The sequence below is a fragment of the Nocardia asteroides genome (genome assembly GCF_900637185.1).
GTDB classification, from domain to species: Bacteria; Actinomycetota; Actinomycetes; order Mycobacteriales; family Mycobacteriaceae; genus Nocardia; species Nocardia asteroides.
This window is the reverse complement of record NZ_LR134352.1, coordinates 1,295,343-1,322,119: the sequence shown is the minus strand read 5'-3', so window position 1 is coordinate 1,322,119 and position 26,777 is coordinate 1,295,343. Positions and strand designations below refer to the sequence as shown.

Here is a 26,777-nt window from a genome sequence, read left to right as displayed (position 1 = left end):
GGTTCTCAGAGCAGGCGACGCTTGTACAGCTTGCCGTTGGGGTCGCGCGGCAGCTCCGCACGGAATTCCACCGTGCGGGGCAGCTTGTACTTGGCGAGCTGACCGGCGGCGAACTCCAGGATCTCCGCGGTGAGTTCGTCGTCGCCGTTCGCGCCGTCCACCGGCTGCACGAACGCCTTGACCTGCTGGCCCCAATCCGGGTCGGGCACACCGAGAACCGCCACGTCGGCCACCTTCGGGTGGCTCATCAGCACGCCCTCGATCTCGGCCGGGTAGATGTTCACGCCACCGGACAGGATCAGGTCGGAGCGGCGGTCGCAGAGGAACAGGTAGCCGTCCTCGTCGAGGTAGCCGATGTCGCCGACGGTGAACAGGTCACCGACGCGCGACTCCTCGGTCTTCTCCTTGGCATGGTGGTACTCGAAGCTGGAGGCGCCCATCTTCATGTAGACCATGCCCTCTTTGCCCGCGGGCAGTTCGGAACCGTCGGTCTCGTCGAGGATCTTGATGACCGACCACGGCCAGGCCTTGCCGACCGAGCCCGGCTTGTTCAGCCACTCGGTCCCGTTGATCACCGTGCCGCCGCCCTCGGTGGCCGCGTAGTACTCGGTGACGACCGGACCCCACCAGTCGAGCATCTGGCGCTTGGTCGCCTGCGGGCACGGCGCCGCGCCGTGCACCATGCTGCGCAGCGAGGACACGTCGTAGCGGCCGCGCACGTCCTCGGGGAGGGCGAGCAGGCGATGGAACTGGGTGGGCACCATGTGGCTGTGCGTCACCTTGTGGCGCTCGATCAGCGCCAGCATGTCCTCGGGATCCCACTTGTCCATGAGCACCAGCTTGTGCCCCATCTGGATGGAGATCGTCGAGAAGTTCAACACGGCCGTGTGATACAGCGGCGAACCGCAGATGTGCACGTGCTCGTCGTAGGGGGCGAGCTCGAACAGGGCGAAGAAGGCCTTGTTCGGCGCGGGGACCTGGTCGGGATCGGCGCCGGTCAGCGGGCGGCGAACGCCCTTGGGGCGACCGGTGGTGCCGGAGGTGTAGAGCATCGGCGCGCCGACCGAACGCTCGTCGGGGCGTCCGGTGTCGGCGGCGCCGAGCCACGACACCGGCCGGAACCCCTCGATGGTGCCCGCCGAGAAGCGGGCGTCGGCGGGCAGATTCGCCAGGTCGGCGGCCTCGGCCGCGGTGGCGGCGAACCGCTCACTGGCCAGGAACGCCGAGGCTTCGCTGTCGCCGAGGATGTAGGCGATCTCGGGCGCGGTGAGGTGCCAGTTCACCGCGACGATGTAGAGGCCCGCCTGGTAGGCGGCGAAGTACGCGGCGATCGCCTCCACACCGTTGTGCAGCATGCTGACGACCACGTCGCCGGTGCGCAATCCGATGCCGCGCAGCCCGTTGGCGTAGCGGTTGGCGAGGGTGGCCAATTCTCGATAGCTGATCTCCCTGCCGTCCGGGTCGACGACGGCGATCCGCTCGGGATCGGCCGCGGCGATATTCCACAGTCCGAGGACTTCCGTTGTCTGCTGGCTGCTCACCCCATCGAATTTAGAACGTGTTCTAGGTGGATACAAGGGTTTGAAGTCGACGCATCTGATCGACATCGGAAACCGAGATCAGCATCATCGTCACGCCGGCGTCCTCCCATTCCTTCAGCCGCGAGCGCACGTGCGCCTCGTCGCCGAAGATCGCGGTGTCGGTGATCAGCTCATCGGGCACCGCGGCGGCGGCCTCGGCCTTGCGGCCCGCCTGGAACAGCGCCGAGATCTCGTCGACCTCGGCGACGTAGCCCATCCGCTTGTAGACCTGGGCGTGGAAGTTCAGCTCGGGCGCGCCCATGCCGCCGATGTAGAGCGAGGTGACCCAGCGCATCCGCTCGATCTCGGCCGCGGGGTCGTCGGTGAGCACCACCTGCGCGCTCGCGGCGATCTCGAAATCGGCTCGGCTGCGCCGCGCGCCCGGCCGGGCGAAGCCCTCGTCGAGCCACTCGTTGTACATCCCGGCCAGCCGGGGCGCGTAGTAGATGGCCAGCCAGCCGTCGGCGATCTCGGCGGTCTGCGCCACGTTCTTCGGACCCTCCGCGCCCAGCCAGATCGGCAGGTCGGCGCGCAGCGGATGCACGATCGGCTTGAGCGGTTTGCCGAGTCCGGTCGCGTCCGGTCCGGTGTAGGGCAACCCGTAGCTCTTGCCGTCGGAGGTCACCGGCGCCTCCCGGGCCAGCACCTTGCGCACGATGTCGACGTACTCGCGGGTGCGCCGCAGCGGCTGCGCGAACGGCTGGCCGTACCAGCCCTCCACCACCTGCGGACCGGAGACGCCGAGGCCGAGGATGGCCCGCCCGCCGCTGAGGTGGTCGAGGGTGAGCGCGTGCATCGCGGCGGCGGCGGGCGTGCGCGCCGACAGCTGCGCGACCGAGGTGCCCAGGCGCACCCGCGAGGTGGACGAGCCCCACCAGGCCAGCGGAGTGAACGCGTCCGACCCCCAGGACTCGGCCGCGAACACGGCGTCGAAGCCGGTTTCCTCGGCCGCGATCACCAGCTCGCCCGCGTTGGCTGGCGGCTGCGCACCCCAGTAACCGAGTTGCAGTCCGAATTTCATGGCCGACGTCCTTTCCGGCGAATCCTTGCCAGCAGAATAAGAACCTGTTCTACTCGATATCGTGACCCAGGGGAATACCGCAGTGGAAGTATTGAGTGCACCCCTTCGGGTGCAGTTCGACTACACCAGGTCCGTCGGACCCATCATCGGCGCCTTTCTGACCGGACTGCGCGACCGCCGGATACTCGGCGTGCGCGGCAGTGACGGCCGGGTATTGGTGCCGGCACAGGAATACGACCCGATCACCTCGGCCCCGCTGGCCGAGCTGGTCCAGGTCGAATCGACGGGCACGGTGCAGTCGTGGACATGGGTAGCCGAGCCGCTGCCCGGCCAGCCGTTCGACCGCCCGTTCGCGTGGGCGCTGGTCCAGCTGGACGGCGCCGACACGGCGATGTTGCACGCGCTGGATGTGACCGACCCGAGCCAGGTGAGCCAGGGCCTGCGCGTGCGGGTGCGCTGGGCCGAGGAACGGACCGGCACGATTCACGACATCGCCTGCTTCGAGCCGGGCGAACAGGCCGCCGAGGCACCGTCCGAGGACACCGCCGAGCCGGTGACCATGCTGACCACACCGGTCGACATGCACTACAAGCACACCGCCTCACCGCAGGAGAGCGTCTACCTGCGCGGCCTCGCCGAGGGCAAGCTGATCGGCGGCCGGTCCGAAGCCGGCGGGCGGGTCTACTTCCCGCCGCGCGGCGCGAACCCGACCGACGGCACCCCCACCGACGACCTGGTCGAGCTGCCCGACAAGGGCACCGTGACCACCTTCTGCATCGTGAACGTGCCGTTCCTCGGCCAGCGGATCAAGCCGCCGTACGTGGCCGCCTACGTGCTCCTCGACGGCGCCGACATCCCGTTCCTGCACCTGGTTCTCGGCTGCGAGGCATCCGAGGTCCGCATGGGCATGCGGGTCGAGGCCGTGTGGAAGCCGCGCGAGGAATGGGGCCACGCGCTGGCCAACATCGACCACTTCCGGCCGAGCGGCGAGCCCGATGCCCCGTACGAGTCCTACCAGCACCACCTCTGAGAGGCGACGTTGAGTACACCAGAAATCGCGGTGGTCGGGTTCGCCCACGCACCGCACGTGCCGGAGACCTTCGGCACCACCAACGGCGTCGAGATGCTCGTGCCGTGCTTCCAGCAGCTCTACGCCGACCTCGGCATCACCAAGACCGACATCGACTTCTGGTGCTCGGGGTCCTCGGATTACCTGGCGGGACGGGCGTTCTCGTTCATCTCCGCGGTCGACGCGATCGGCGCCGTGCCGCCGATCAACGAGTCGCACGTGGAGATGGACGCCGCGTGGGCCCTCTACGAGGCCTGGGTGAAGCTGCTCTCCGGTCAGGCGCAGACCGCGCTCGTGTACGGCTTCGGCAAGTCGTCGGCGGGCACCCTGCGACAGGTGCTGTCGCGTCAGCTCGACCCGTACCTGGTCGGTCCGCTGTGGCCCGACGCCGTGTCGGTCGCGGGCTTGCAGGCCCGCGCGGGCCTGGACGCGGGCCGCTGGACCGAGCGCGAGATGGCCGCCGTCGCAGGCGGTGACATCGACTCCCTGCTCGCCGCACCGTATGTCGCCGATCCGCTGCGCGCGCACGACATCGCCCCGATCACCGACGGCGCCGCCGCGATCGTGCTCGCGGTCGGCGATCGCGCCAGGGAGCTGTGCGAGCGACCCGCGTGGATCACCGGCATCGCGCACAATATCGACGCCCAGGCGCTCGGTGGCCGCGACCTGACCCGCTCGCCCTCCACCACCAGGGCGGCCGCGGCCGCGACCGGTGGCAACACCAGCTTCGACCTGGCCGAACTGCACGCGCCGTTCAGCCATCAGCAACTGATCCTGGCCGAGGCGATCGGCCTGTCCCCCGAGACCAAGGTCAACCCGTCCGGCGGCGCGCTGACGGCGAACCCGATGTTCGCGGCGGGCCTGGAACGCATCGGCAACGCCGCCACGGCGATCATCTCCGGCACCGCCGACCGGACCCTCGCTCATGCGACCAGCGGCCCCGCGCTGCAGCAGAACCTGGTCGCCGTTCTGGAATCGGAGGCACGATGAGCTTCCCCGCGGCGGTGCTCGGCACCGGCCAAACTCATCACGTGACGAAGCGCGCGGACGTATCCATGGCGGGTATGTGCCGCGAGGCGATCGATCGGGCGCTCGATGACGCGGGCCTGACCATCGACGACATCGATGCCGTCGTCGTCGGCAAGGCCCCCGACTTCTTCGAGGGCGTCATGATGCCCGAGCTCTACCTCGCCGAGGCCCTCGGCGCCATCGGCAAGCCGCTGTTGCGCGTGCACACCGCCGGTTCGGTGGGCGGCTCGACCGGCGTCGTGGCCGCCAATCTGGTGCAGGCGGGCGTGCACGGCAAGGTGCTCGCGATCGCCTGGGAGAAGCAGTCGGAGTCGAATGCCATGTGGGCGTTGTCGATTCCGGTGCCGTTCACCATGCCGGTCGGCGCGGGCGCCGGCGGCTACTTCGCCCCGCACGTGCGCTCCTACATCCGCCGCTCCAATGCCCCGATGCACATCGGCGCCATGGTCGCGGTGAAGGACCGGCGCAACGGCGCGAAGAACCCGCTGGCCCACCTGCACCAGCCCGACATCACCATCGAATCGGTGCTCGCCTCCCAGATGCTGTGGGATCCGATCCGCTTCGACGAGACCTGCCCCTCCTCCGACGGCGCCTGCGCGCTGGTGATCGGCAATGCCGAGGCCGCCGCGGCCGTCGAGGCCGAGGGCAAGAAGGTCGCCTGGGTGCACGGCACCGCGATGCGCACCGAGCCGACCACCTTCTCCGGGCGTGACCAGGTCAATCCGCAGGCGGGTCGCGACGCGGCCGCCGCGCTGTGGAAGTCGGCCGGGATCACCGACCCGCTCGAGGAGATCGACGTCGCCGAGATCTACGTGCCGTTCTCCTGGTTCGAGCCGATGTGGCTGGAGAACCTGGGCTTCGCCGCCGAGGGCGACGGCTGGAAGCTCACCGACAAGGGCGAGACCGAGATCGGCGGCCGGATCCCGGTGAACCCGTCCGGCGGCGTGCTCTCCTCCAACCCGATCGGCGCCTCCGGCCTGATCCGCTTCGCCGAGGCGGCCAAGCAGGTCATGGGCCGGGCCGGCGACTACCAGGTCGCGAACGCCCGCAAGGCCATGGGCCACGCGTACGGCGGTGGCTCGCAGTACTTCTCGATGTGGGTCGTGGGAAGCGAGCGTCCGGAATGAAGTTCACCGTCGGCGTCGCGCTGAGCCCGCTCGACCAGCTCACCGAGCTGGCCAAGACGGCCGAGGAATGCGGTTTCACCTCGATCGGCCTGCCCGACTCGCTGTTCTACATGAAGTCGCAGGCCGCGGACTACCCCTACACCCCGGACGGCAGCCGCTTCTGGGGTCCCGAGACGCCGTGGGTCGACCCGCTGATCGCCGCGGCGTCGATGGCCGCGGTGACCACGAAGCTGCGCTTCTACACCAATGTGCTCAAGCTCGGCTCGCGCAATCCGCTGTTGCTGGCCCGGCAGGTCGGCTCGATCGCCAACATGTCGGGCAACCGCTTCGGCTTCGGCCTCGGCATCGGCTGGGCGCCCGAGGAATTCGAGTGGTGCGGGGTGCCCTACGAGCGGCGCGGCGCCCGGGTCGACGAGATGATCGAGATCATCCGGCTGGTCCTCGACGGCGGCATGGTCGAGTACCACGGTGAGTTCTTCGACTTCGACGAGCTCCAGATCAGCCCGGCACCAACCGAGCGGGTGCCGTTCTACGTGGGCGGACACACCGGCCCGGCGCTGCGCCGGGCAGCCAGGATCGGTGACGGCTGGACCTCGGCGATGATGAAGTTCGACGACCTGGTCACCACCATCGCCACCCTGGGCGACCTGCGCGCCGAGTACGGCCGGTCCGAGGTGCCGTTCGAGATCCAGGCCGTGTGCATCGACAAGTTCGGCCGCGACGGCTATCAGGATCTGGCCGACGCCGGGGTCACCGACACCATCGTGGTGCCGTGGCTGGCCGACGGCATCGGCTTCGACGGCGAGCTCGCCGCCAAGCAGGATTCGCTGCGCAAGTTCGCCGAGAAGTACATCGCGGATCCGATCGTCGCGAAGGAGCCGGCATGACCGAGACGGCAGTGGATCGTTCGGCGCGCGCGGCGGGCCTGGCCTCCCAGGCCGCCGTGCGGGCCAAGGACCGGGCGGCCTGGGTCGCCCTGTTCGCCGCCGACGGGATCGTCGAAGATCCGGTCGGCCCTTCGGGTTTCGACCCCGAGGGCGTCGGCCATCGCGGCCACGAGGCGATCGGCGCGTTCTGGGACAAGGCGATCGCGCTGACCGAGTCGATCGAGTTCCTCTTCGAGGACTCCTTCGCCTGCGGCAACGAGATCGCCTTCACCGGGATGATCCGCACCACCATGGCGGGCCACGTGATCGACGCCGAGGGCGTGTTCACCTACAAGGTCGACGCCGAGGGCAAGATCGCGGCGCTGCGCGCCTTCTGGGAGGTCGACCGCGCGATGGCGACCACCCGCAAGGTCTCCTGACCCGCACCGACGAGAACAGCCCCGGACCTTTCGGTCCGGGGCTGTTTCGTTTCCGGGATTCAGTGCGCTACCGGGCACCCGGAGGTCTTGTAGTCGACCGGCAGTTCCTTGATGCCGTTGAGCCAGCCCGAGTGCAGTCGCCGCGGGTCGCCCACCTTGGTGATGTCGGGCAGGTGATCGGCGATCGCGTTGAAGATCAGGTCGATCTCCAGGCGGGCCAGGTTCGCGCCGACACAGAAGTGGGCGCCGGTTCCGCCGAAGGACAGGTGCTGGTTGTCCTTGCGCATGATGTCGAACTTCTCGGGATCCTCGAAGACGTCCTCGTCGAAGTTCGCCGAGCGGTACAGCATCACCAGACGCTGCCCCTTCTTGATCTGCACGCCGTTGAGTTCGGTGTCCTCGAGCGCGGTGCGCTGGAAGGAGGTCACCGGGGTGGCCCAGCGGATGATCTCGTCGACCGCGGTGGACGGGCGCTCCTTCTTGAACAGCTCCCACTGGTCGGGGTTGTCCATGAAGGCGATCATGCCGTGGCTGATGGCGTTGCGGGTGGTCTCGTTACCGGCGACGGCCAGCACGATGACGAAGAAGCCGAACTCCTCCGGGGTGAGCGCCTCACCGTCGACGTCGGCCTCGATCAGCGTGGTGACCAGGTCGTCGGCCGGGCAGGCCTTGCGCGCCTCGGCCATCTGGTACGAGTAACCGAGCAGTTCCATGGACGCGGTGACCGGGTCGACGTCGACATTGTCGGGATCGTCGTAGCCGGTCATGTCGTTGGACCACTCGAAGACCTTCATCCGGTCTTCCTGCGGCACGCCGATGAGCTCGGCGATCGCCTGCAGCGGCAACTCGCAGGCGACCTGGGTGACGAAGTCGCCGCTGCCGGACTCGGCCGCGGCCTTGACGATCTTCTCCGCGCGGGCCGACAGCTCGGCGCGCAGGCCGTTGACCGCGCGCGGGGTGAAGCCCTTGGCGATCAGCTTGCGAAGCTTGGTGTGCTCCGGCGCGTCCTTGTTGAGGATGACGAACCGCTGCAGTTCGATCTGCTCGCGGGTGATGTCGTCGTTGAAGCGCGGGATCGCGGTGTTCTCGTACGTGGAGAACACGTCGCTGCGCCGCGACACCTCCTTCACGTCGGCGTGCTTGCTCACGACCCAGAAGCCGTCGTCGTGGAAGCCGCCCACGTCGGGCGACTTCGGGTTCCACCAGATCGGCGCGGCGCGCCGCAGCTCCGCGAATTCCTCCGTCGGGACACGCTGGGCGTAGATAGCAGGGTCGGTGACGTCGAACCCGTCCGGCAGGTTCGGCCGACCCGTGGCTTGACCGGGGCCGGCGTGTTCGGTGCGCGGATCTACCACCAGATGTCTCCTTCGACAAACTGAAACACGTTCTACAATCATTCAAGCACAGGGCATGCCGTGACGGAAGAACCACGCGGTTTTACCCTGGGCTACAGAACAGAACTTGTTGCAGTTACGAGGGAGAATCACATGGGCACACCCGTGATCGTCGAGGCCGTGCGTACCCCGATCGGCAAGCGGCGCGGACAGCTTTCGGGACTGCACGCCGCCGAGCTGCTCGGCCTGGCCCAGCGCGGCCTGCTCGACCGGGCCGGCATCGACCCCGCCGAGGTCGAGCAGGTGATCGGTGGCTGCGTCACCCAGGCGGGCGAGCAGTCCAACAACGTCACCCGCGTCGCCTGGCTGCACGCGGGCCTGCCCTGGCAGACCGGCGCCACCACCATCGACGCCCAGTGCGGTTCGGCCCAGCAGGCCAACCACCTCATCGCCGGCCTGATCGCCACCGGCGCGATCGACACCGGCATCGCGTGCGGCGTCGAGGCGATGAGCCGCGTGCCGCTGGGCGCCAACGTCGGCACCGAGGCGGGCCCGCGCAGGCCCGCGTCGTGGTCGATCGATCTGCCGGATCAGTTCGGCGCGGCCGAGCGAATCGCGCGGCGGCGCGGCATCACCCGCGCCGATATCGACGAATTCGGTTTGCGCTCACAGCAGTTGGCCGCCCAGGCGTGGGCCGAGGGCCGCTTCGACCGCGAAGTGCTCCCGGTCTCGGCGCCGGTGCTCGACAGCGAGGGCAACGCCACCGGCGAGAAGCTCGAGGTGACCAGGGACCAGGGCCTGCGCGCCACCACGCTCGAGGGCCTGGCCGCGCTCAAGCCGGTGGTCGCCGACGGCATCCACACCGCGGGCACCTCGTCGCAGATCTCCGACGGCTCGGCCGCGGTGCTGCTGATGGACGAAACCGTCGCGCGGAACAAGGGTTTGCGTCCGCGCGCCCGGATCCACACCCAGGTCCTCGTCGGCGCCGAGCCGGAGTTCCACCTCGACGGTCCGGTGCAGGCGTGCACCCGGCTGCTCGAGCGCTCCGGAATGAAGATTTCGGATATCGACCTTTTCGAGATCAATGAAGCATTCGCCTCGGTGGCACTTTCGTGGGCTTCTGTACATCAGCCGGACATGGACCGGGTAAATGTCAACGGCGGTGCGATCGCAATCGGGCATCCGGTCGGCTCCACCGGCTCTCGGCTGATCACCACGGCCCTGCACGAGCTGGAACGCACGGGCAAAGGCACCGCCATGGTGCTCATGTGCGCCGGTGGCGCGCTCGCCACCGGAACGATCATCGAACGCCTGTAGACTGACCCACACCGAAACCGGGCGCCCAGGTTGAACATTCATCCCAGGGCGCCCGGAACGTGTCGTACGCCACACAATCCAGGGGGCGAGGGGGATCATGAGACATCAGCTAACATTGGGCTACCATCGACCCGAGGTTGAAGAACCCCGCGACGGGCACGAACTCGGGCACCCCTACGCTCCACAAGAGTCGTTGGCGTGACCCGCAAACGCGACCGTCGCGGCCCCTGCACGCAGGTGAGCGTCGGAAACCGCAGAGAAATCCCGAATCAGGCGTAGGTTTTCAGTTACTGAGCCGCTAATATCAATGATACGTATCCGAGATAACGACTGTTAGTACAGTGAAGGGAATTGGGCGGCTCACAATGGCTGATTTCGCGGCGCGGCTGAACAAGCTGTTCGAAACCGTGCATCCCCCGGGGCGCAAGCCGCACACCAACGCAGAGGTTGCGGCTGCGCTGACTGCCTCCGGGCATCCGATCTCGAAGCCGTATCTCTCGCAGTTGCGGTCGGGACAACGAACCAACCCGTCCGACGAGACGGTGGCCGCCCTGGCGAAGTTCTTCAAGGTCAAGCCTGACTACTTCTTCAACGACATCTACGCGGCCAAGATCGATCACGACCTGGAACTGCTCGCGCAGTTGCAGGGCTACGGGCTGCGTCGACTGTCCAGCAGGGCATTCGACCTCTCGGAAGAATCACAGAATTTGCTCACCTCCATGGCGGAGAAGTTGCGGGCCAGCGAAGGCTTGCCCGAAATTCCTCCGGACGGAACGGAATAGGATACACACAGCGGTCGGCTCGAAGCACCCGTAGGTGGTGTACCGGGTCCGGCCGGGCAAGACGGATACGTACCCAGTGAACGGGCCTGAGACGGTGTGATCCACCACCTCAGGCCCGTTCTCTGTCGGCGTATGACGTCGAATCAGCTCGGCGCGGCCGCGCTCTTGGGCGTGGATTTCGCGGCGGCCACCGCCGCGTCGTACTCGCTCGCGATCGCCAGCACCCAGCCGCGGGGGCTCACCCCGGGCGGCGGCGCGATCCAGCGCGCGTCGACGAACAAGTCCCCCAATGGATCTCGCGCCCACTCCGCCACCACCGCGGCCCGCTCGGGCACCGAGGTGGGCGGCTCGCCCGCGGCGGGGATGACGATGCCGCTGCCGGAGAGCAGATACAGCGCGTCCATCACCTGGGCGACATGGTCGGAGGCCTTGAGCTGGGTGGAGGTCGCGTTCTGTTCGGGGGCCACCACATCGGGGAAGCGGCCGACCATCAGCTTGTGCAGCGGCCGGATCCGGCGCAACAGAATCCGCGCCCGCCACCACAGCTCCACCACGATCGACACCGCGCCGAACGCGATCAGCAGGCCGGCGATCTCCCACGCCTGCCAGCCCCAGGTGGGCTGGCCGGGCGGCGTGGGCTCGGCGTCCTGGAAACCCCGGCCCGCGTTGGCGACCGCGAGCACCGCGACCAAAGCCGTTCCCGCCGTGTAGATCGCGATGCCGCGACCGAGCGTGGTCCAGTCCAGATTGCGCAGACCGGTGGTCACGATGAACACCGCGCCCAGGGCCACCACGATCCAGCCGAAGGTGAACGACCAGGCCAGGGTGATGGCGATGGCGAGCGCGCCGAGGCCGTAGATCACCAGGGCGATCTGGCGCAGATTGCGCCGCGACACCACCGGCCACGCCGCCGAGGCGACCACCGAGGTGGCGGTGGTGAACAGGATCCAGGCCGAGGCCACGACACCGGTGGACAGCCAGCCGCCGCGCACACCGCCGGGCAGCAGATTGTCGACGGCCACCGCGATATCGGGAATCGCGACGGTCGCCGCGAGCGCGACGGCCGACACCGCGACGACGATGGCCACGCGGGCGGTCGTCGCCGGCTTCACCAGCACCCGACCCACGCGCGCGCCCGCGGCGACCCAGACCAGCAGGGCTGTCAACCACAGAGTCATCCGAGCGCCTCATCGAATCGAAGGACCGAGACGCCTGCGCCCCGGTTGTTGAACACGCGCAGCCGGGTCATCAGCATCGCCGCGAAGGTCTCGGCCTCCCATTCGGCGAGGTCGTCGGCGCCGTCGTCGACGATCTGGGCGTGCGCGCGCTGGCTGAGCATGTAGGCGATCAGGTCGTCGCTGACCTCGAGCGTCGTCTCCACCGCGGGGGCGCCCTCGTGGTCGAAGACGATATGGCCCAGCTCGTGGGCCAGGGTGTGGTCGCGGCTGGGCAGCGCGTCGGCGAGCACGATGATGTCGCGCTCGGGATAGAAGCGCCGCTGGCCGCACACGCCGGGGCCCAATTGCGCACTGGTGATCTCGATTTCGCGCTGCCGCTCCAGGGAGATCGCGGCGACCACCTCATCGAGGGTCGTCGCGTCGGAGTCGGCGGCGACCGCGCACACCGCGTCGACGGCGGCGGCGACGCGGCGGTAGGACCTCGACGTGCTCTGGGTCTTGCTCTTGCTCATCGAAGATCCCCTCACGACCTGGGTCCGAAGAATTCGGCACGCGCCGCGTTGACCCGAGCCTGGGCAGCCGCGGCACCTTGGAAACTCACTGCGCCCGAACCGGTTCCGGCCAGTGTCAGGGCGATCAGCCCACCGATCACCGACAGCAGTTTGGGCTCGGGCAGCCCGCTGTTGTCACTGGTCGGCTTGAAAGCGTGGTTCGGCGCGGCGGCCGGAGCCGGCGCCGGGGCGGCGGCAGGTGCCGCGGCGGGTGCGGGCGCTGCTGGCGCTTCCGGCGGAACCGGTGCGGCCACAACGATATTCGGCACCGAGGGCACCGACGGTGCGGTGGGCGCGGGCGGAATGGCGATCGGCGGCAACGCGGGCGCGGCCGGGACCGACGGGAGGGGGATCAGCAGCAACAGCAGCGGCGAGGCCGAACCGACCGCGGCCGAACCGACGGCCGCGGAGCCGACCGCCGCCGAGCCCGCGCCGGCGGAGCCGACGGCTGCCGAACCGATACCGGCGGAACCCACTGCGGCGGAACCGGTTCCGAGCAGCGCGGCACCGAGGCCGAGCGCGGCCGAGCCGGTGCCGACGGCGGCGGAGCCGACTGCTGCCGAGCCGGTCCCGAGCACGGCGGCGGCGCCCGCCGAACCGGTACCGAGCACTGCGGCGGCACCGGCGGAACCGGTACCGAGGACCGCGGCGGCGCCGGCGGAACCGGTACCGAGGACGGCGGCCACACCGGCCGAGCCGGTGCCGAGGATGGCGCCGACACCGGCCGAACCGGTGCCGATCAGCAGGCCGATGCCCGCCGAACCGGTGCCGAGGACCGCGGCAGCGCCCGCCGAACCCGCGGCGGCGGCCGAACCGGCGGCCGCGGAGCCGGTGCCCGCGACCTCTTTCTTGGGAACATCGGCGGTGGACTGGCCGGGAATCGTCAGCGGCTGCCACTCACCCTCGCCCGCGACCGGCGCGCCCGCTGGCCGCTGTGGATCGACGGGGTCGGTGCCGACGCCCTGACTGTCGTCACCGCCCTGGGTGCCTTGGTCACCGCCTGCCGAACCGCTGGGCAGCCGCAACTCCTGGGGTTTGCCGTTGCCGGTGGTCGGACCGCTGTCGCCCTGACCGTTGCTGCCGTTGCCACTGCTACCGCTCCCGGGCGCCTGAGCGGCGGGAGTGGGTGGCTTCTCCGGCGCGGCGAACGCGACGGCGGGCCCGAGTAGCGCGGAACCGGCCAACACGCTCGCAGCGGCAAGCACGCGCAAGATGCGACCAACGGCCATGCGCTTGTCATCCCCTTAGTTTTTCAGCGCAGCAATACCCCCGGTCGCGACACATTCCGGGATCGACGAACAGTAGCCCATAGTAAACCCACCGTTGATTCCACGCAGAAGAGCGCAAGAGTCGTCCAGCCCCCTGAACGCGTGTGACATGCCATAAGCCCAGGCCGGAGACATATCTCCGACCTGGGCTCAGGAGGTTTGCTATGCGCCGTACACCGGCTCCGGCGGCACGCCCTTCTCGATCAGTTCGGCGACGACCGGGCCCAGCTCGGCGGGGTTCCAGCGGGCGCCGCGGTCGACCGGGGCACCGTGGCGCCAGCCCTGCGCCAGGCCGACCTTTCCGCCTTCGACCTCGAACATCCGGCCGGTCACCCCGGCCGACTCGGTGCTGCCGAGCCACACCACCAGCGGGGAGACGTTCTCCGGGGCCATGGCGTCGAAGCCCGCGTCGGGCGCGGCCATGGTGTCGGCGAAGACGGTCTCGGTCATCCGGGTGCGGGCCGCGGGGGCGATCGCGTTCACGGTGACGCCGTAACGGCCGAACTCGGCCGCCGCGGTCAGGGTGAGACCGGCGATGCCCGCCTTGGCCGCGCCGTAGTTGCCCTGGCCGACGCTGCCCTGCAGGCCGGCGCCGGAGCTGGTGTTGATGACGCGGGCGTCGACCGGACGACCGGCCTTCGACTCACCGCGCCAGTACTCGGCCGCGTGCCGCATGGTGGCGAAGTGGCCCTTGAGGTGCACGCGCACCACCGCGTCCCACTCGTCTTCGCCCAGGTTGACCAGCATCCGGTCGCGCACGAAGCCCGCGTTGTTGACCAGCACGTCCAGCCCACCGAAGGTGTCGACGGCTTGGCGGATCAGGCGGCGGGCGCCCTCCCAGTCGGCGACGTCGTCGTAGTTGGCCACGGCCTCGCCCCCGGCGGCGACGATCTCGTCGACGACCTGCTGCGCGGGGGTCTCGGTGGTGGCGGCGCCGTCCAGCGCGGTGCCGACGTCGTTGACCACCACGCGCGCGCCCGCCGCGGCGAAGGCCAGCGCGTGCGCGCGGCCGATCCCGCGGCCCGCGCCGGTGACGATGACGGTGCGGCCGGCGCAGATCTGCTGGTCGTCCATGTGAAGCTCCTGTATCTCTGGCGGCTGGTGCCGCGGGTTTCCGGCCTCGTGACCTCGCGTCCGAGGGGCGATACTGCGCCTGCGGCGTTCCGTCTCGCCCCTCGGACGCGAGGCGGCCGGAAACCGTGGTGGTTGGGTTGGGTCTAGTGGTTGGCGTTGGCGGCGTCGAGGAAGGCGGGGCGTTCCCCGCCGCCGTGGACGAGCAGCGTCGCGCCGCTGACGTGCGCGGCCAGCGGCGAGGCGAGGAACAGCGCGGCGTTGCCGACGTCGGCCGGGCTGGCCAGCCTGCCCATCGGCACCGTCTGGGCGACCGCGGCCACCCCGTCGGCGTCGCCGTAGTGCAGGTGGCTGAGTTCGGTCTCCACCGGGCCGACGACCACGGAGTTGAGCCGCACGCGTGGCGCCCATTCGACGGCGAGGGACGTGGCCAGGTTGTCCAGGCCCGCCTTGGCCGCGCCGTAGGCCGCGGTGCCCGGCGAGGGCCGGTGCCCGCTGACGCTGGTGATCATCACGATCGAGCCGCCCGCGTCCTGCTTCTGCATCACCGCGTTGGCCTGCTGCGAGATGAGCAGCGGCGCGAGCAGATTCAGCTCCACGATCTTGGCGTGGAACTTCGGGCTCGCGGCGTCGGCCAGGGCGAACGGGGCGCCGCCCGCGTTGTTCACCACGTGGTCGATCCGGCCGTGCCTGGCGACGATCTCGGCGAACATCGCGGCGACGGCGTCGGGATCGCGCACATCGCAGGTGAAGTGTTCGGTGCCGCGATCCCCCACCGTGATCGGTTCGTCGGCGGGCCTGCGCGCGCAGGTCAGCACGGTCGCGCCCGCGGCGAGGAAGGCCCGGCTGATTCCGGCGCCGACGCCACGCACACCACCCGTCACCAGAACGATCTGCTCGGAAAGGTCGATTTCTACAGCCACCGTGCTAACCTACCAAGCAATTGCTTGCTTTGTCTCGGGGTTGGCCCGAGTCGCGCACGATGGGACATGCGATGGGGATAAACCGTCACACCGAAACCGAGGGCGTCGAAGTCGTCACAGTCGACTACCCGCCGGTCAACGCACTGCCGTCCGACGGTTGGTTCGCCCTGGCCGACGCGGTCCGGGAGGCAGGCCGTAATCCGGAGACCCGGGTGGTCGTCCTGCGGGCCGAGGGCCGTGGCTTCAACGCCGGCGTCGACATCAAGGAGATGAACGCCGACACCGGCCACACCGCGCTGATCCGCGCCAACCACGGCTGCTTCGACGCCTTCGCGGCCGTCTACGACTGCCAGGTTCCGGTCGTCACCGCCGTCAACGGGTTCTGCCTGGGCGGCGGCATCGGCCTGGTCGGCAACTCCGACGTGATCGTGGCCTCCGACGACGCCACCTTCGGCCTGCCCGAGGTGGACCGTGGCGCGCTGGGCGCGGCCACCCACCTGGCCCGGCTGGTCCCCCAGCACCTGATGCGGACCATGTTCTACACCGCCGGCAAGCTCACCGCCCAGCAGCTGCACCACTACGGCTCGGTCTACAAGGTGGTGCCGCGCGCCGAACTCGACGCCGCCGCCATGGAGGTCGCGAAGAACATCGCGAACAAGGACGGTCGCGTGATCCGGGCCGCCAAGCGCGCGCTCAACGGCATCGACGTGCAGGACGTGCACCGCTCCTACCGCTACGAGCAGGGCTTCACGATGGAGCTCAACCTCGCGGGCGTGGCCGACGAGATCAGGGCCCGCTTCGACGACGACCTCGCCGCGCAGAAGAAGGAGAACTGAGACGCTATGCGCGACAAGCGAATGACGCTCGACGAGGTGGTCGGCGAGCTGCGCAGCGGAATGACCATCGGCCTCGGCGGCTGGGGCTCGCGGCGCAAGCCGATGGCACTGGTGCGCGCCCTGCTGCGGTCCGACGTCACCGATCTCACCGTGGTGACCTACGGCGGCCCCGACCTGGGTCTGCTGTGCTCGGCGGGCAAGGTGCGCAAGGCGTACTACGGCTTCGTCTCCCTGGACTCGGCGCCGTTCTACGATCCGTGGTTCGCCAAGGCGCGCACCGGCGGCGAGATCACCGTGCGCGAGATGGACGAGGGCATGGTCAAGTGCGGCCTGCAGGCCGCCGCCGCCCGGCTGCCGTTCCTGCCGATCCGGGCGGGCCTCGGTTCCGCGGTGGTCGACTTCTGGGAGGGCGAGCTGTCGACCGTGCGCTCGCCGTACCCGGCTGCCGACGGCCGGACCGAGACCCTGGTGGCGATGCCCGCGCTGAACCTGGACGCCGCCTTCGTCCACCTGGACCTGGCCGACAAGCACGGCAACGCCGCCTACACCGGCGTCGACCCGTACTTCGACGACCTGTACTGCCTGGCCGCCGAGAAGCGCTACGTGTCGGTGGATCGCGTCGTGGAGACCGAGGAGCTGGTGAAAGCCGTTCCCCAGCAGGCGATCATCCTCAACCGCATGCTCGTCGACGGTGTCGTCGAGGCACCGGGCGGCGCGCACTTCACCTTCTCCGGCAGCTACGGCCGCGACGAGAAGTTCCAGAAGCACTACGTGGAAGCCGCGAAGACGCCCGAGTCGTGGGCCGAGTTCAAGGCCCGCTACCTGGATGTCTCCGAAGCCGAATACCAAGCCGCCGTCCACGCTTTCGCCGAGGAGCAGAAATGAGTACAGCATCGCTAGGCGATTCCGTGAGGGGTGGCGGCCAGGAGACGGGCGGGCACATCACCCGTGCCGAGGTCTGCGTCGTGGCCGCCGCGGAGATCTTCCGCGGAGCCGGTGAGATCATGGCGAGCCCGATGTCGACGGTCACCACCATCGGCGCCCGGCTGGCCCGGCTCACCTTCGAGCCCGACCTGCTGCTGTCCGACGGCGAGGCGCTGTTCTTCGCCGAGGTCCCCGCGATCGGCGCCAAGGCTCCCGTCGAGGGCTGGATCCCGTTCTCCAAGGTGTTCGACGTGGTCGCCTCCGGCCGCAGGCACGTGGTGATGGGCGCCAACCAGCTCGACCGCTACGGCAACCAGAACCTGTCCGCCTTCGGCCCGCTGCAGCAGCCGACCCGGCAGATGTTCGGTGTGCGCGGCGCGCCCGGCAACACGATCAACCACGCCACCAGCTACTTCGTCCCCAAGCACAACGCCAGGGTGTTCTGCGACAAGGTCGACATCGTCTCCGGCGTCGGCTACGACAAGGTCGACCCGGAGAACCCAGCCTTCCGCTTCCACCACCTGCACCGGGTGGTGTCGAACCTGGGCGTGTTCGACTTCGGCGGACCCGGGCACACCATGCGGGCGCTGTCGCTGCATCCGGGCGTGCGCGCCGACGAGGTCGCGGAGAACACCTCCTTCGAGATCGCCGGGCTGGCCGAGGCGGGCGAGACCCGTCTGCCCACCGAGGAAGAGCTGCGGATCATCCGGACCGTGCTCGACCCCAAGGGTTTCCGTGAGAAGGAAGTGGCGGCGTGAGCGGTCAGCGGCCGGAGGCGGCAGCGGAGCGTAACCACGTAGGCCGCCCGAGCACGCCGAGAGGAGACAGCGTGAGCCGGCTGCGGACTCCGCTCACCGAGCTGGTCGGGATCGAGCATCCGGTCGTGCAGACCGGCATGGGCTGGGTCGCCGGCCCGCGCCTGGTCGCCGCCACCGCCAACGCGGGCGGGCTCGGCATCCTGGCCTCGGCCACGATGACCTTCGAGGAGCTCGAGGCGGCGGTCGCCAAGACCAAGTCGCTCACCGACAAACCGTTCGGCGTGAACATCCGCGCCGACGCGACCGATGCCGTCGACCGCATCGACCTGCTCATCCGCGAACAGGTCAAGGTCGCCTCCTTCGCGCTCGCGCCGAAGAAGGACCTCATCGCCAAGCTCAAGGACGCCGGTGTGGTGGTGGTGCCGTCGATCGGCGCCGCCAAGCACGCGGTGAAGGTGGCCTCCTGGGGCGCCGACGCGGTGATCGTGCAGGGCGGCGAGGGCGGTGGGCACACCGGCCCGGTCGCCACCACGCTGCTGCTGCCCTCGGTGCTCGACGCGGTCGACATCCCGGTGGTGGCGGCGGGCGGTTTCTTCGACGGGCGCGGGCTGGCCGCGGCGCTGTCCTACGGCGCCGCCGGCGTCGCGATGGGCACCCGCTTCCTGCTCACCCAGGAGAGCACCGTGCCCGATGCCGTGAAGCAGGAGTACCTGGCGCGCGGGCTGCAGGACACGGTGGTCTCGGTGAAGGTCGACGGCATGCCGCACCGGATGCTGAACACCGAACTGGTCGACAAGCTGGAGCACTCCGGCGGCTGGCGCGGCCTGTCCGCCGCGGTCGGCAACGCAGCCAAGTTCAAGTCCATGACCGGCATGAAGTGGTCGACGCTGATGCGCGACGGCCTCGCGATGCGCAAGACCAAGGACCTGAGCTGGTCCCAGGTCGTGATGGCGGCCAACTCGGCGATGCTGACCAAGGCCGGTCTCGTCGAAGGCCGCACCGACGCGGGCGTGCTGCCCGCCGGCCAGGTCACCGGCATCATCGACAGCCTGCCCACGGTCGCCGAGCTGATCGACCAGATCGTCACCGACGCGCTCGCCCGCATCGAGGCGATCTCCTCGCTCACCGCCGTGCCCGCCCCCGAAGCGGGCTGACCCCCCAGAACCGAATCCGGCGTGCCGCGCTCACCATTCGCGCGGCCGCCGGCCGGACTCGCCCTGCCCGACGGCCCAGAGCCAACCGTCGGAGTCGAACCGGGGCGATCGAGCACCGGATCGGACGCCGCACCCACGAAGTGCGCGCCCGGTCCGGTGCTCTTCTTTTCAGACCACGTCGACGGTGAATTGCACCGTGCCGGGCAGATGCGCCAGCGGCGTGGTGCGCACCGACGCCTCGATCCCGCGCCCGTCGGCAGCACCACACCGACCGCCCGGCCGGTCTGCCCGGCGGGTCCGCCCGCCACGACCACCGCGGTCGACCCGCTCGCCCCGGTGTCGCGGTTGCGCCATTCCACGGTGGCGGTCACCGAGCACCCGCTCTCGTGTGAGCCCGGTGTCGCGCTCCAGGAGGTGCCCGGTGGGCGGGCCGCGCAGCGGTTCGGCAGGAAACACCTCGGTCTCGATCGGCGCGCGGAGCCGACGCCCACCGCCCATGGTCGCTTAGAATTTGCCGGAAATCGCCATCCCCGTGGGAGGTCACGTGCGGATCGAGGCGCTACGGCAGGTCCGGGCCTCGACGCCGCCCGTGTGCACGATGATTGCCGACCGCGGCCAGTCAGCTCGCAGGATCGATCCGGAGGAGTAGCGCGATGGCCACCTCGGAACAGACCGCGACGAAGACGATGCCGTTGCTGACCTTGTCGGCGATGGTGGTCGGCTCCATGGTCGGCGCGGGCGTCTTCTCGCTGCCGCGCAACTTCGGGCAGGCCACCGGCGGTTTCGGCGCGCTGATCGCGTGGGCGATCGCGGGCACCGGAATGCTGATGCTGGCCTTCGTCTTCCAGACGCTGGCCGTGCGCAAACCCGACCTCGACGCCGGTGTGTACGCCTACGCCAAGGCCGGCTTCGGGGAATACCTTGGCTTCTTCTCCGCGTTCGGGTACTGGGCCAGCGCCTGTGTGGGCAATGTCAGCTACTGGGTGCTGATCAAATCCACGCTCGGGCAGGTGCTGCCCATCTTCGGCGAGGGCAACACCGTGCCCGCGGTGCTGCTGTCGACGGTGTGCATCTGGGCGTTCCACTTCATGGTGCTGCGCGGGGTCCAGGAGGCCGCCGCCATCAACCAGATCGTCACCGTGGCCAAGCTGGTCCCGATCCTGGTGTTCATCGTGGTGCTGCTGTTCTACTTCGACGCGGGCGTGTTCGCGGACAACTTCTGGGGCGGCGACGGGTACTCGGAATCGCTGGTGGAACAGGTGCGTTCGACCATGCTGGTGACGGTCTTCGTGTTCCTCGGCATCGAGGGCGCGAGCGTCTACTCCAGGTACGCCCGCAAGCGCGAGGACATCGGGCGCGCCACCGTGCTCGGCTTCCTCAGCGTGCTGGCCATTTTCGCGTCGGTGACCATGGTGTCGTTCGGCATCATGCCGCGCGAGGAACTGGCCGTGGCCCAGCAGCCGTCGATGTCGCCGGTCTTCGAATCCGCGGTCGGCACCTGGGGCGCGTGGTTCATCAGCATCGGCCTGATCATCTCGGTGCTCGGCGCGTACCTGGCCTGGACCCTGATGGCCGCCGAGGTGCTGTTCGTCGCGGCGCAGGACCGGGACATGCCCGCGTTCCTGGCCCGGGTCAACGGCAACAAGGTGCCGGTGGTCGCGCTGATCTTCACCACCGTGCTCATCCAGATCGTGCTGATCACCACGCTGTTCTCCGACGATGCCTTCACCTTCACGCTCAAGCTGTGCAGTTCGCTGTCGCTGGTGCCGTACCTGCTGGCCGCGGCCTACGCTCTCAAGCTCGCCTACACCAGGGAGACCTACGAGCGGATCGAGCCCGGCGACCGCACCAAGGAACTCGTCATCGCGTTCGTCGCCACCTTCTACACCGCGTTCATGCTGGTGGCGGCCGGGCTCGAATTCCTGCTGCTGTCGTGCATCATCTACGCGCCCGGCACCCTGCTGTTCGCGCTGACCCGCCGTGAGGCGGGCAAGCGGATCTTCTCGCCGTGGGAGGCGATCCTGTTCACCGGCGTCGCCGTCGGCGCCGTCATCGGCATCGTCGGCCTGGCGACCGGCGCCATCTCCATCTGAGTCCGTCCGACCCCGAGGAGCAGAAATGACCGGAACCACCGAATTCGGCGTCCATTCCGAAGTCGGCACGCTGCGCAAGGTGCTGGTGTGCGCGCCCGGCCTGGCCCACGAGCGGCTCACACCGACCAACTGCGACGATCTGCTCTTCGACGACGTGCTGTGGGTGCAGAACGCCAAGCGCGACCACTTCGACTTCATGACCAAGATGCGCGACCGCGGCGTCGAGGTGGTCGAACTGCACAATCTGCTCGCCGAGACCCTCGCCGTGCCCGGGGCGAAGGACTGGATCCTGGATCGCAAGATCGTCGCCAACGAGGTCGGGCTCGGCCTGGTCGACGACACCAGGGCCTACCTGACCAGCCTGGACGACCGCACCCTGGCCACCTACCTGATCGGCGGACTCGCGACCGCGGACCTGCCCGCCGACTTCCGCTCGGGCTACCTGGCGCTGGCGCGCGAACAGACCGGCGTGCGCGAGTACCTGATGCCACCGCTGCCGAACACCCTCTACACCCGCGACACCACCTGCTGGCTCTACGGCGGCGTCACGCTCAATCCGCTGTACTGGCCCGCCCGGCACGACGAGACCCTGCTGATGAGCGCCGTCTACACCTTCCATCCCGACTTCACCGGCGCGAAGATCTGGTGGGGTGATCCCGAACAGGACTGGGGGCTGGCCACTTTCGAGGGCGGCGACGTGATGCCGGTCGGCAACGGGGTGGTGCTGGTCGGCATGAGCGAGCGGACGTCGCGGCAGGCGATCACGCAGGTCGCCGCGTCGCTGTTCGCGGCGGGGGCGGCCGAGCGGGTGATCGTGGCCGGCATGCCCAAGCTGCGCTCGGCCATGCACCTCGACACCGTGTTCACCTTCGCCGACCGCGATCTGGTGACGGTGTACCCCGACATCGTCTACGGCATCCACCCGTTCTCGCTGCGGCCCAGCGACCGCTCCCCCGGCATCGAGGTGACCGAGGAGAGCGCGCCGTTCCTGGACGTGGTGGCCGAATCGCTGAACCTGCCGAAGCTGCGGGTGGTGGAGACCGGCGGCGGCTACTACGCCAACGAACGCCAGCAGTGGGACAGCGGCAACAACCTGGTCGCCGTGGAACCCGGTGTCGTCTTCGCCTACGACCGCAACACCCACACCAACGCCGCCCTGCGTAAGGAAGGCGTCGAGGTGATCACCATCGTGGGCGCCGAACTCGGCCGCGGCCGCGGCGGCGGTCACTGCATGACCTGCCCCCTCGTCCGCGACGCCGTCGACTTCTGACCCGGTTCACCACGGCAGGACGCCGTACTCGTCGCCGTCGGCGGCGCCCCAGCGGTAGCCCCACAGCTGACCGGTGGGGCCGTCGGCGGGCAGCGTCGCGAGATGGACGCTGACCTCGGCCCCCTGCTCGGCAGTGCGAAAACCGCTGTCGGCGTTGAAGTCCGTGGCGCAATAGCCGGGGTTGGCGGCATTGACCTTGATCGGGGTGTCCCAGAGTTCCTTGGCGTACATGGCGGTGAGCATGGTGAGCGCCGTCTTCGACGCGGGGTACGGGACCGCGGCGGCGGGCCACATCGGCCCGTCGGGGTCCATCATCAGGGTGATGGACCCGACCTCGCTGGACACGTTCACGATGCGCGCGGCCTGCGCCCGGCGCAGCAGCGGCAGCATCGCGTTGGTGACCGCGACGGCACCGAAGACATTGGTCTCGAAGACCTCGCGCATCATCGCCGGGTCGGTCGCCGAGGGCGCGCCGAAGCCGCCCGCGATGCCCGCGTTGTTGACGAGAACGTCCAGCACGCCGCAGGTTTCGTCGATGTGCGCCGCGGCGGCGGCGATGGACGCGGCGTCGGTGACGTCGAGCTGGATCAGCCGCGCGTCGGCGCCCTCGGCGCGCAGCTTGTCGACGGCGGCGGCCCCTCGGCCCGCGTCGCGCGCGCCGACCAGAACGGTCATCCCCCGCGCTGCCAGCGCCCGCGCGGTCTCGTAGCCGATGCCCTTGTTGGCGCCGGTGATCAATGCTGTGGTGGTCATGTCGACGAGCGTGGCAGCGACCGTCCCGCCCAGGGAGGACCAAGCTGTACCACCCTGCGACGGCCTCGCCGGGCCACACTGGAAGACGTGGCGAAACGCGAGGAACTGGCGGCCTTCCTGCGGGCCCGGCGGGCGGCACTGCGCCCCGCCGACGTCGGGCTGCCCGACATCGGGCCGCGGCGCACCCCCGGGCTGCGGCGTCAGGAGGTCGCGCAGCTGGCAGGCATCTCCGTCGACTACTACATCCGGGTCGAGCAGGCGCGTGGCGCGCGGCCGTCCCGGCAGGTACTGACCGCGCTGGCCCGCGCGCTCCTGCTGACCGTCGACGAGCGCGACTACCTCTTCCGGATCAGCGGGGAGAATCCGCCGCCGGTCGTCGGGCCGAATCGCGAGGTGTCCGGCGCCGTGCGGATCATGCTGGACAACCTGCGCGCACCGGCCTACGTCGTGGACGCCGCCTTCGAGATCCTGGTCTGGAACACCGCGGCCACCGCGTTCATCGGCGATCTCGCGACCGTGCCCGGGCACGAACGCAATCTGGTGCGCTGGATGTTCCGGATGCCCGCCGACGATCCGCACTGGACCGACCCGGAGACCCTGCGCTACGTCCGCTCCACCGTCGCCGAGCTGCGCGCCACCTACGCCCGCTACCCCGGCAACCCCGACCTGGCCGCCCTCGTCACCGAACTGCTCGGCACCGCACCGCGATTCGCGCGGATGTGGGCCGACCACGAGGTCGCCACCCGCCGCTGTCACACCAAACACCTCACCCACCCGGTCCACGGCGAGCTCGAATTCACCTGCCAGGAGCTGCGGATAGCCGACACCGACCAGCGCATGATCGTCTACTGCGCCGAACCGGGCTCCCCCACCGCGCGGGTCTTCGACTCGCTGAGCACCGCCGCGGCGGCAGCGCCTGCCTAGCGGGGCCGGATCTCGACGCGGTTGTCGTGGAAGACCGCGCCGCCCGCGTAGTCGGCGTCGCGTTCGGCGATGGTGGCGTTGACGGTGGCGCCCGCGGTGAATTTGGCCCAGCGCCCCTTGGTGGTGGCGGCGACGCCGGGGCGAACGCGGTCGGACACCTCGGCGACGGCCTCGAAAGAGCCGCGGGCGTTGGTGACCAGGACCGGAGTTCCGTTGGTGATCGCGCGGGCGGTGGCGTCGTCGGGGTGCAGGGTGACGGTGGATTCGCCTGCGCGGCGGCGGAGTTCGGGGTTGCTGCCGAACGTGGTGTTCAGGAAGTAGTGGGAGGCGGCCGAGATGAGCACCAGACCGTCGCCGGGGTCGGCCGACGGGGTGTAGCCGGGCAGCGGTGACTCGCCCGCGAGTTCGGCTCGGCTGGAGACGAATTGGAGCTTGCCGGCGGGGACCGAGCCGGGCTGGATCTTGAGGAAGCCGTCGGCACGGAGCCGGTCGAGGTCGTGGCCCTTCAGCAGTTGCCGGGCCAGCTCCTCGTCGGAGTCGTAGAGCGCCGGTTCGGTGAGGCCGAGGCGACGCGAGAGCCTGCGGAAAGTCTCGGTGGTGGACAGGCATTCGCCCGGCGGCTCGACGGCGGGTTCGTTCCACACCAGGTAGAGGTGCCCGTAGCCGGCGATGACGTCGAGGTGTTCGGGCTGCATCGTGGCGGGCAGGACGATGTCGGCGTAGTCGACGGTGTCGGTGGCGAAATGTTCCAGGACCACGGTGAACAGGTCCTCGCGGGACAGCCCCTCAATCACCCGGCGCTGGTCGGGGTTGGAACCCACCGGGTTGGCGCCGATCACGAACAGCGCCTTGACCGGCGGGTCGTCGGTCTCCAGCAGCGCTTCACCGAGCCGGGTCATCGACAGGGTGCGGACCGGGTGCGGCAGCAGATCGTCGCGGACCAGCGCGGCGTCGTCGAGGCGGAAATGACCGCTGGTCGAATAGTGCAGTCCGCCACCGGGAATCGCCCAGTCCCCGGTGACGCCGGGCAGGCAGGCGAGCACCCGCAGCGCCATCCCGCCGCCCGCGTGACGCTGCATGCCCTGCGAGGCGCGGATGGCGGTGGGTCTGGTGCGGGCGATGCGCTCACCGAGCGCGACGATCCGCTCGCGCGGCACCCCGGTGATCTCGGCACTCCGTTCCGGGGTGTATTCGGCGATCCGGTCCCGGAATTCGGGCCAGCCCTCGGTGTGTTCGGCGATGAACGCCTCGTCCTGCGCGCCGAGCGAGACCACCACGTGCAACAGCCCGAGCGCCAGTGCGGCATCGGTGCCGGGCAGCGGCGCGATGTGCTCGTCGCAGCGCTCGGCGGTCTTGGTGCGCACCGGGTCGATCGAGACCAGGTAGGCGCCGCTGTCCTGCACGAACTTCCACAGGTGGTGACCGGAGGTGAGCGGGTTGGTGCCCCACAGCAGGATCAGCTTCGACTTCGCGAAGTCCTCCGGGTCCATGCCGCCGGAGGTGCCGAGCGTGTAGCGCAGCCCGGCGCCGCCCGCGACGGAGCAGATGGTGGCGGCGTGCTGCGAGGCGCCGAGCACGTTGAACATCCGCCTGCCGGGATAGCCCTCCAGGCCCTGGAGGTAGCCGAGGCTGCCGGTGCCGTGGAACGGCCAGATCGCCTCGGCGCCGAACTCGTCGACGATGCCGGTGAGCCGGGTGGCGATCTCGTCGAGCGCGGTGTCCCAGCTGATCCGCTCGAACCGGCCCGAGCCCTTCGGCCCGACGCGGCGCAGCGGGTAGCGCAGCCGGTCGGGCGAACCGACCTGCTCGAGGTAGCGGTTCACCTTGACGCACAGCGCGCCACGGGTCACCGGATGGTCCTTGTTCCCCCGCAATCCGGTGGCGGCGCCGTCCTCGACGGTCACCACCCAGGAGCACGCGTCGGGGCAGTCCAGCGGGCACGCGCCGAGCACCTTCACCGATTCATCGTAGGCCCGGGGTACGACAGCGCGCCGGGCGAGCACGGCGGTAACACCGACCATTCGGAATGTGATGTAAATCACGTAAGGGTGGTGTCGCGGACGCGCGGCATCACCAGGGATCGAATGCGCGGAGGCCCCTGCCATAGTCGGGGGCATCGTGCCCCCACGCGGTCAGTGGGAGGTAGGAGATGAGGTCACTCGGGAAGAAATTGATGGTGAGCGCGTCGGCGGCAACGCTGCTCGGCGCGGGGGTGGTGATGGGTGCCGCGCCTGCTCAGGCGCAATGGGGTCCGTCGGGATGCTCGGCGTATCCGGTCAACAACACGTCCGCGTACTCGCAGTGTTATTGGCCGATCCGGCATCAGGTGCGGATCGAATGCAGGCAGTGGTGGGGCTGGTTCGGCAGCAGCTGGGCCACCTACGAACGCCGAGGCCCGGTCGCCTGGGACGGCCAGCAGTCCTGGGCCCACTGCGATTTCCCCGGAACTCTCCAACGCTGGGAGGTAGTGACCTACTGGTGGTGAACGAGATGTGGTCCCCGGCGCTGC

At 69.5% G+C, this 26,777-nt stretch carries 26 protein-coding genes; 15 read left to right on the top strand and 11 right to left on the bottom strand.

What is annotated here, in order from left to right:
• Positions 1-5 precede the first annotated feature (5 nt).
• Complete coding sequence (locus EL493_RS06330; RefSeq protein ID WP_019044768.1) at positions 6-1,541, bottom strand: acyl-CoA synthetase; 1,536 nt, start codon at positions 1,539-1,541, stop codon at positions 6-8.
• 22 nt (positions 1,542-1,563) lie between these two features.
• Positions 1,564-2,601: an LLM class F420-dependent oxidoreductase gene (locus EL493_RS06325; RefSeq protein ID WP_019044767.1), complete on the bottom strand. Its 1,038-nt coding sequence runs from the start codon at positions 2,599-2,601 to the stop codon at positions 1,564-1,566.
• Between the two features lie 61 nt (positions 2,602-2,662).
• Here EL493_RS06325 and EL493_RS06320 point away from each other — a divergent pair, with 61 nt between their 5' ends.
• The 5 genes from EL493_RS06320 to EL493_RS06300 are packed head-to-tail and all read left to right on the top strand — an operon-like array spanning position 2,663 to position 7,132.
• Positions 2,663-3,631: a Zn-ribbon domain-containing OB-fold protein gene (locus EL493_RS06320; RefSeq protein WP_030200659.1), complete on the top strand. Its 969-nt coding sequence runs from the start codon at positions 2,663-2,665 to the stop codon at positions 3,629-3,631.
• 9 nt (positions 3,632-3,640) lie between these two features.
• Positions 3,641-4,660 carry a thiolase domain-containing protein gene (locus EL493_RS06315; RefSeq protein WP_022565831.1) on the top strand — a complete coding sequence of 340 codons (1,020 nt, stop codon included), beginning with the start codon at positions 3,641-3,643 and terminating at the stop codon, positions 4,658-4,660.
• Entirely contained in the window at positions 4,657-5,826 is a 1,170-nt protein-coding gene (locus EL493_RS06310) for a thiolase domain-containing protein (protein WP_019044764.1), read from the top strand. Before EL493_RS06315 ends, EL493_RS06310 begins: the two co-directional genes overlap by 4 nt.
• The gene (locus EL493_RS06305) at positions 5,823-6,713 is read left to right on the top strand and encodes a TIGR03619 family F420-dependent LLM class oxidoreductase (RefSeq protein ID WP_019044763.1); all 891 of its coding nucleotides are present in this window, start codon (positions 5,823-5,825) and stop codon (positions 6,711-6,713) included. The genes EL493_RS06310 and EL493_RS06305 overlap by 4 nt, the downstream gene beginning before the upstream one ends.
• Positions 6,710-7,132: a nuclear transport factor 2 family protein gene (locus tag EL493_RS06300; protein ID WP_019044762.1), complete on the top strand. Its 423-nt coding sequence runs from the start codon at positions 6,710-6,712 to the stop codon at positions 7,130-7,132. Before EL493_RS06305 ends, EL493_RS06300 begins: the two co-directional genes overlap by 4 nt.
• A 59-nt stretch (positions 7,133-7,191) precedes the next feature.
• On the opposite strand, the gene EL493_RS06295 is transcribed toward EL493_RS06300, so the two are convergent.
• On the bottom strand, positions 7,192-8,487 hold the full coding sequence (locus tag EL493_RS06295; RefSeq protein ID WP_019044761.1) for a cytochrome P450: 1,296 nt from the start codon (positions 8,485-8,487) through the stop codon (positions 7,192-7,194).
• Between the two features lie 132 nt (positions 8,488-8,619).
• Between EL493_RS06295 and EL493_RS06290 the strand changes: the two genes are divergently transcribed.
• Both EL493_RS06290 and EL493_RS06285 read left to right on the top strand, forming a co-directional pair.
• Entirely contained in the window at positions 8,620-9,783 is a 1,164-nt protein-coding gene (locus tag EL493_RS06290) for a steroid 3-ketoacyl-CoA thiolase (RefSeq protein WP_019044760.1), read from the top strand.
• 365 nt (positions 9,784-10,148) lie between these two features.
• Positions 10,149-10,565, top strand: a complete 417-nt coding sequence (locus EL493_RS06285) for a helix-turn-helix domain-containing protein (RefSeq protein ID WP_019044759.1) — start codon at positions 10,149-10,151, stop codon at positions 10,563-10,565.
• A 143-nt stretch (positions 10,566-10,708) separates the two neighbouring features.
• On the opposite strand, the gene EL493_RS06280 is transcribed toward EL493_RS06285, so the two are convergent.
• The 5 genes from EL493_RS06280 to EL493_RS06260 form a co-directional block, all read right to left on the bottom strand.
• On the bottom strand, positions 10,709-11,743 hold the full coding sequence (locus tag EL493_RS06280) for a hypothetical protein (protein WP_019044758.1): 1,035 nt from the start codon (positions 11,741-11,743) through the stop codon (positions 10,709-10,711).
• The gene (locus EL493_RS06275; RefSeq protein WP_019044757.1) at positions 11,740-12,255 is read right to left on the bottom strand and encodes an ImmA/IrrE family metallo-endopeptidase; all 516 of its coding nucleotides are present in this window, start codon (positions 12,253-12,255) and stop codon (positions 11,740-11,742) included. Before EL493_RS06275 ends, EL493_RS06280 begins: the two co-directional genes overlap by 4 nt.
• Positions 12,256-12,266: 11 nt before the next feature.
• The gene (locus tag EL493_RS33490; RefSeq protein ID WP_126405590.1) at positions 12,267-13,499 is read right to left on the bottom strand and encodes a hypothetical protein; all 1,233 of its coding nucleotides are present in this window, start codon (positions 13,497-13,499) and stop codon (positions 12,267-12,269) included.
• Positions 13,500-13,724: 225 nt separating this feature from the next.
• Positions 13,725-14,636, bottom strand: coding sequence for an SDR family oxidoreductase (locus EL493_RS06265; protein ID WP_019044756.1), 912 nt, complete (start codon positions 14,634-14,636; stop codon positions 13,725-13,727).
• 143 nt (positions 14,637-14,779) lie between these two features.
• Positions 14,780-15,556 carry an SDR family oxidoreductase gene (locus tag EL493_RS06260; protein ID WP_022565829.1) on the bottom strand — a complete coding sequence of 259 codons (777 nt, stop codon included), beginning with the start codon at positions 15,554-15,556 and terminating at the stop codon, positions 14,780-14,782.
• A gap of 71 nt (positions 15,557-15,627) precedes the next feature.
• Between EL493_RS06260 and EL493_RS06255 the strand changes: the two genes are divergently transcribed.
• From EL493_RS06255 to EL493_RS06240, 4 genes are all read left to right on the top strand, one after another.
• Complete coding sequence (locus EL493_RS06255; RefSeq protein ID WP_019044754.1) at positions 15,628-16,392, top strand: enoyl-CoA hydratase family protein; 765 nt, start codon at positions 15,628-15,630, stop codon at positions 16,390-16,392.
• A 6-nt stretch (positions 16,393-16,398) separates the two neighbouring features.
• Positions 16,399-17,277, top strand: coding sequence for a CoA transferase subunit A (locus EL493_RS06250; protein WP_019044753.1), 879 nt, complete (start codon positions 16,399-16,401; stop codon positions 17,275-17,277).
• A complete protein-coding gene (locus EL493_RS06245) occupies positions 17,274-18,074 on the top strand; it encodes a CoA-transferase subunit beta (RefSeq protein WP_022565828.1) in 801 nt (266 codons plus the stop codon). The genes EL493_RS06250 and EL493_RS06245 overlap by 4 nt, the downstream gene beginning before the upstream one ends.
• A gap of 71 nt (positions 18,075-18,145) precedes the next feature.
• On the top strand, positions 18,146-19,228 hold the full coding sequence (locus EL493_RS06240) for an NAD(P)H-dependent flavin oxidoreductase (protein WP_019044751.1): 1,083 nt from the start codon (positions 18,146-18,148) through the stop codon (positions 19,226-19,228).
• A gap of 168 nt (positions 19,229-19,396) precedes the next feature.
• On the opposite strand, the gene EL493_RS06235 is transcribed toward EL493_RS06240, so the two are convergent.
• Positions 19,397-19,726 carry a hypothetical protein gene (locus EL493_RS06235; RefSeq protein ID WP_019044750.1) on the bottom strand — a complete coding sequence of 110 codons (330 nt, stop codon included), beginning with the start codon at positions 19,724-19,726 and terminating at the stop codon, positions 19,397-19,399.
• A gap of 155 nt (positions 19,727-19,881) precedes the next feature.
• Between EL493_RS06235 and EL493_RS06230 the strand changes: the two genes are divergently transcribed.
• Both EL493_RS06230 and arcA read left to right on the top strand, forming a co-directional pair.
• Positions 19,882-21,321 carry a basic amino acid/polyamine antiporter gene (locus EL493_RS06230; protein ID WP_019044749.1) on the top strand — a complete coding sequence of 480 codons (1,440 nt, stop codon included), beginning with the start codon at positions 19,882-19,884 and terminating at the stop codon, positions 21,319-21,321.
• Positions 21,322-21,346: 25 nt separating this feature from the next.
• Entirely contained in the window at positions 21,347-22,591 is a 1,245-nt protein-coding gene (arcA, locus tag EL493_RS06225; RefSeq protein ID WP_019044748.1) for an arginine deiminase, read from the top strand.
• Positions 22,592-22,597: 6 nt separating this feature from the next.
• Here arcA and EL493_RS06220 read toward each other — a convergent pair whose 3' ends face one another.
• Positions 22,598-23,344 carry an SDR family oxidoreductase gene (locus EL493_RS06220; RefSeq protein ID WP_019044747.1) on the bottom strand — a complete coding sequence of 249 codons (747 nt, stop codon included), beginning with the start codon at positions 23,342-23,344 and terminating at the stop codon, positions 22,598-22,600.
• An 87-nt stretch (positions 23,345-23,431) separates the two neighbouring features.
• Between EL493_RS06220 and EL493_RS06215 the strand changes: the two genes are divergently transcribed.
• Positions 23,432-24,268 carry a helix-turn-helix transcriptional regulator gene (locus EL493_RS06215; RefSeq protein ID WP_019044746.1) on the top strand — a complete coding sequence of 279 codons (837 nt, stop codon included), beginning with the start codon at positions 23,432-23,434 and terminating at the stop codon, positions 24,266-24,268.
• Here EL493_RS06215 and EL493_RS06210 read toward each other — a convergent pair.
• The gene (locus EL493_RS06210) at positions 24,265-26,226 is read right to left on the bottom strand and encodes a molybdopterin-containing oxidoreductase family protein (RefSeq protein ID WP_030200673.1); all 1,962 of its coding nucleotides are present in this window, start codon (positions 26,224-26,226) and stop codon (positions 24,265-24,267) included. The two genes, EL493_RS06215 and EL493_RS06210, sit on opposite strands and share 4 nt — an antisense overlap.
• Before the next feature lie 191 nt (positions 26,227-26,417).
• Between EL493_RS06210 and EL493_RS06205 the strand changes: the two genes are divergently transcribed.
• On the top strand, positions 26,418-26,753 hold the full coding sequence (locus EL493_RS06205; RefSeq protein ID WP_022565826.1) for a hypothetical protein: 336 nt from the start codon (positions 26,418-26,420) through the stop codon (positions 26,751-26,753).
• Positions 26,754-26,777: the final 24 nt, after the last annotated feature.